The sequence below is a fragment of the Streptomyces sp. NPDC090442 genome, from assembly GCF_044769405.1.
Taxonomy (GTDB): domain Bacteria; phylum Actinomycetota; class Actinomycetes; order Streptomycetales; family Streptomycetaceae; genus Streptomyces.
This window is the reverse complement of the sequence record NZ_JBIVXW010000167.1, coordinates 1-4,820: the sequence shown is the minus strand read 5'-3', so window position 1 is coordinate 4,820 and position 4,820 is coordinate 1. Positions and strand designations below refer to the sequence as shown.

Sequence of the window (4,820 nt, the reverse complement as noted above, 5' to 3'; positions counted from 1 at the left end):
CTCAGACAGCGTGATCGCCACAGCAGAGGGGCCCGAATGCGACATAGCAACAAGGGTACTTACTAACCCTCAAGATTTCTGGCGCATCACACTAGGAGCCGACGAGGATAACGGTCGCTACGACTACGCAATGGCCGGCTTCGACGTCACGATCGACCTCGCACCACTGCCGGCCGGACTCTGGGACATCTCCCTGGCCGTAGGCGCACAGGGCATCAGCAAACAGGCCCGCCTTGGCAGCAACCGCACACCATCGGTGATCACCGCGACCACCACGCTCATCACCCCGCAGGGCACGGCAGCCGCGCTGTACAGCACCAAGCCGTACGGCAACCTCACCCTGGACATCGGTGAAAGTAGACACAAAATACACTCACACCTGCGCGTAACGAACACCACGTGGTCCCCCGAAGCCCCCGTCACCCTCGCCGTGAACGGTCGCTGTACGCTGGCAAGTTGGCCACGGGGCTCGCTGCTCCTCCGTGCCCAAAACACGGACGGCATGGAACACGCCGTCGCAGTGCAGTCCATCGGAGTCGACGGCACCTTCACCGCACTGCTACCAACCAATACACCGGGACAATGGCAACTCTGGCTGGACCTGGCCGTACCTGGCACGCGTGCAAAATGGACGGTCCCTGTACCGCCGCAAGCATCACTCCAAGCTGCGCGTTGGCGTCGCCTCGGCCTTCCCCACTACGCCAAGCCACTGCCAGGTCACGACACACTGACCCTCCGGGTCGGACGAGTGCAACTCTTCGGAGCCGTACGCAACCGACTGAGGCGGGGGCTGAGTCGTGCTGTCCGCTGGCCCGGAAAGGGAGGTTCCAACAGACGGCGGATCCGATGATGAGCCGTTCGGCGCCGGCGCGGTGATGTCCCTGTTGACCAGGAGCCTTTTTCACGTGTAGATCATGAGGGTGAGGATCGCTGCGGCTACTGAACCGTTTCGTGGCTCATCTATGCCCGAAGGTGTGAACGCGGCTCGCGGTGGCGCAAGTTGAGCTGCTTCAAGCAGACCCTGCTTGCGCTGGTGCACCTGCGCAAGAACGAGACGCTGCCCGCTCGCGCGGTCGGCTTCGGCATCTCGACGACGACCGCGTGGCGGTACGTCGACGAGACGCTTGAGGTGCTGGCCTCCTGGGCACCCGGCCTGCACGAGTCCCTCGTCGGCCTGGGCGACGGGGACTTCGTCATCGTCGACGGCACGCTCATCCCCACCGACCGGGTTGCCGCAGACCAGCCGCACTACAGCCAAAAGCACAAGCAACACGGCATGAACGTACAGGTCATTGCCCGTCCGGACGGCACCCCACTGTGGTTCTCCCGCGCCACGCCGGGCCGCACGCACGACCTGACCGCGGCCCGCGCCCACGGCATCGTCCAAGCCTGCCTAACCCGGCAGATCCTCGTGCTCGCAGACCGGGCCTACCAAGGTGCCGGCGCCACCATCCGCACCCCGTACCACCGCCACCGTGAACAGCCCGAGCACTACCAGCAGTTCAACCGCGACCACGCCCGACTCCGCGCCCCTGGCGAACGTGCCTTCGCGCTACTGAAGTCCTGGCGGCTGCTCCGACGAGCACGATGTTCCACCCGACGCGTCGGAACAACAGTCCAAGCCGTCCACACCCTCTTGACCTGCACGTATTCAGGATGAAAACGGTTCACTGACGTGAGTTTGTTCGGGCTGGTGCGGGCGTGGCGGAAGATCCGCCACTGCTTGATTCGGGAGATGGTCCGTTCGACGGGAGCCCGCAGGGCCGCATGGACCTTGTTCGACTTCTTGTGTTTGGCGGGGAGTTCAGTGCCGGGGCGTCGTTTGATCGGGGCGATGATGGTGCCGCCGGTACCCTGGCAGCCCTTGTCGGCGAGGACCTCGAAGTCCAACTGCTCACAGACGTCGACGATGCCGTGCTCACGAGCGGCTCTGACGTCGTGGACACCACCGGGCAGGGCCGGCGAGAGCCACGGCAGCCTTCCCTCATGTGCCGTGATGACCTGCAGGTTCACACCTTCTCGCCGGACTTTGCCAGAGAAATGCCCCCAGGCGGCCACCAGGGCTGTTCCAAAGTCCTTTGGCGTTGGTGTAGTTGTTGGTCACGGTGTGATGAGGATGTTGGTGAGGGCTGTTACTGACAGATCGAGGCTCCTGTTGTGGGCGGATGACCTTGCGGGTCGTCGTCCAGAACCGGAGCCTCGATGTGCCGTCGGTCTGCCACCGTCTGTCTCGTCAAGCCGCCATCGCTGGGCGGGTGTTCGGGGCTGTCGTTGGTGGAGCGGCTGGTCAGGCTGCCGGACCCGTGCGATCGCCGGGGCGTGCGTGACCCGTTCGTGGCGGTGCTGCTGCTCGCCGCGTGTGCCGTGGCGGCGGGCGCAGGTTCCTACGCGGCGATCGGGCAGTGGGCCCGCAGCGCCCGGCAGCGGACACTTGCCCGCCTCGGTGCACGCTGCTGGCCCCGCTGAACGTGCGGATCGCGCCGAGCAGGTCGACGATCCGAAGGATCGTTTGTACCGTCTGCCTGGGTGGCCTGGCCGATTTGATGGGCGAGGGCCCGACGGGGTCCGGGTCGGTCGCGGTGGACGGCAAGAGCGCCCGCGGGCCCCCACACCGTCGGATCGCACCGCTACGAGCGCAACGCGCGAGGTCCGCTACGACCTTGGTGACTGGGCATTCCAGCCCCCAGCCTCCCTCGGCTCCAAGGGCAGCAGCGGACTCGTCGCCACCGTCTACTACCCGGCGGACCTCCGCGGCGGCCGGCACGCCGTTGGTGAGTCGGCGTGCCGGCATCTGTTGAGGTTCTGCCGGCTTATCGGGTCCTGAAGCGGCGGTAGAGGTTTCGGGCCACGTAGACCCCGGGGCCGCCGAAGCCGACGATGTCGACGCGCCCTTCGCCGGTGATGTCGGTGAGGAAGCGGGGGTGGCGGTCGACTCGCCAGCCGCCTGCGTTTTCGTGGTACCCGAACCCGCGGCATACGAACTGGGCCTGCTCGAACTGGCCGTTGCCGCGGTTGTGCGACACCCAGACCCCCTCATCGCCGAAGCCGACGATGTCGGGGTTGCCGTCGCCGGTGACGTCGGCGAGGAGGCGAAGGTGCTTCTTGCCGGTCCATCCCTGGGCGAGGCCGAAGTCGTTCAGGACGAGCTTGGCGGGTTCGAAGGTGCCGTCGCCGCGCCCGCGTGCCACGACGACGCCCTGTGGGCCGAAACCGACGATGTCCTGTGCTCCACCCTGGGTGGTCTTGAGCAGGAACCGGGGGTGTTCCTTGATCGAGTTCCACCCCTGCTCGACTCCGAAGTCGTCGAGGATGTAGAGGGGTTCGGCGAATGTTCCGTCCTCGTCTTGGAGTGATATCCAGACGCCGTTGTCGTGGCAGCCGATGATGTCGAGCCGGCCGTCACCGGTGGTGTCGACGAGGAAGCGGGGGTGCTTGTCGACCAGCCATCCGCCCGCCTCCTTGCCCTGGCCGAACGCCTTCAGGGCCGGTTCGTCGGCGAGTGGTGCGAACTTTCCTTGCGTGTCTTGGAGTGATATCCAGACGCCGTTGTCGTGGCAGCCGATGATGTCGAGCCGGCCGTCACCGGTGGTGTCGACGAGGAAGCGGGGATGCTTGTCGGCCAGCCAACCCCCCGCCTGTGCGCCGTGGCCGAACGCCTTGAGGACCAGTTCGCCGCCCGCCGGCGTGAACGTCCCGCCCTTTTTGTCTTGATGAGACACTCGGACACCGTCGGCGGCAAGCACGACGATGTCGGGCTTGTGGTCGCCCGTGATGTCCGCAACCGTCCACAGGTCCGCGGGACTTGGGGAGGGTGCGCCTTGGTGCAGGGGGCGTTCTTCGTCGAACGTACCGTCGCCTCTGCTGGGCGAGGTCACGGCCCCCTTCGCGGGTGCGAGCCCCACGATGTCCTGTCGCCTCGCTTCCGTGATGTTGGCGAGGAAGCGTGCGCCGGCCGCGGCCCACCAGCCTGGTTGCGCGCTGGGAGAGCCGGTGGCCCCCTCGATCTTCCATTCCCCGGCGTCCTTGTTGCTCCCGAATCCTTCGAGGACCAGGAGCAGGTCGCTGAAGGAGGGCGTTGTTTCGGGTACCGGCCGTAGCGCGGTGGAGCGGTCCAGTCGCCAGGACTGGCGGCTGTTCCAGTGGCTCAGTGGTGACCAGTTCAGTACGGGGTCGCTGGTGCGCTCGGGCTCGGCTGTGACGAACCGCCATCGCTGGCTCTGCGCTTCGTCGTCGTACTCGCGCAGGACGATGCGGGTGTCGTCCGGGCCGGGTTCGTCGAGGTCGAGCACGGCGCCGTCGGTCGCGTTCTCGATGAAGTAGAGGCCCGCTTGCCCCTCAACGGGGACCAGGCGCCACTGTTGGCCCTTTTTGCCGGCGGCGGCAGCCGCTTGACGGATGCTGCGGTCCGCGGCGGCGGGGTTGTCGAGCACCTTCCCGCTGACGGTGTTGCGGATCACGTATGCCTGGTCTTCCTCAGCTTGACCAGCTTGACCGCCCTTCGCGGGCTGCACGGGGGCGAGTTGCCACTGTTCGGGGCTCGGGCCGTCATCGGGGACGTCGCGGACGACGAGCGCCGTGTCCGTGCTCGGTGCGGCCTTGGCGCCGAGCGTCTTGCCTGTGGCGGCGTGGACGATCTCCAGTTTCAGTTCTTCCGTGGGCACGGGCATCGTGGTGCCTCTTCCAGGCGGTAAGAGCGTGGGCTCGGGACGGGATTGGCACGGCGGAGACCGCGGATCACGTGAAGACGTGGTGGTAGGGGACGTTCCACTCGCTGGGAAGGCGCGGGTAGAACGTGTTGATGACCGTCCCGGTGAAGTCCC

2 protein-coding genes and 3 pseudogenes are annotated in these 4,820 nt (G+C 66.5%); 3 read left to right on the top strand and 2 right to left on the bottom strand.

Features of this window, described 5'->3' with window-relative positions; genetic code table 11:
• Window positions 1-850 (top strand): annotated as a pseudogene (locus ACIQU6_RS43780) (hypothetical protein); the annotation flags it as partial.
• Window positions 851-979: 129 nt separating this feature from the next.
• Window positions 980-1,660: pseudogene (locus tag ACIQU6_RS43775) on the top strand (transposase family protein); the annotation flags it as partial.
• 17 nt (window positions 1,661-1,677) lie between these two features.
• Here ACIQU6_RS43775 and ACIQU6_RS43770 read toward each other — a convergent pair.
• Window positions 1,678-2,058, bottom strand: a pseudogene (locus ACIQU6_RS43770) (transposase family protein); the annotation flags it as partial.
• A gap of 261 nt (window positions 2,059-2,319) precedes the next feature.
• Between ACIQU6_RS43770 and ACIQU6_RS43765 the strand changes: the two are divergent.
• On the top strand, window positions 2,320-2,466 hold the full coding sequence (locus tag ACIQU6_RS43765; RefSeq protein ID WP_403487119.1) for a hypothetical protein: 147 nt from the start codon (window positions 2,320-2,322) through the stop codon (window positions 2,464-2,466).
• A gap of 344 nt (window positions 2,467-2,810) precedes the next feature.
• Here the strand turns inward: ACIQU6_RS43765 and ACIQU6_RS43760 are convergent, their stop codons facing one another.
• Window positions 2,811-4,667, bottom strand: coding sequence for an FG-GAP-like repeat-containing protein (locus tag ACIQU6_RS43760; protein WP_403488169.1), 1,857 nt, complete (start codon window positions 4,665-4,667; stop codon window positions 2,811-2,813).
• Window positions 4,668-4,820 lie beyond the last annotated feature (153 nt).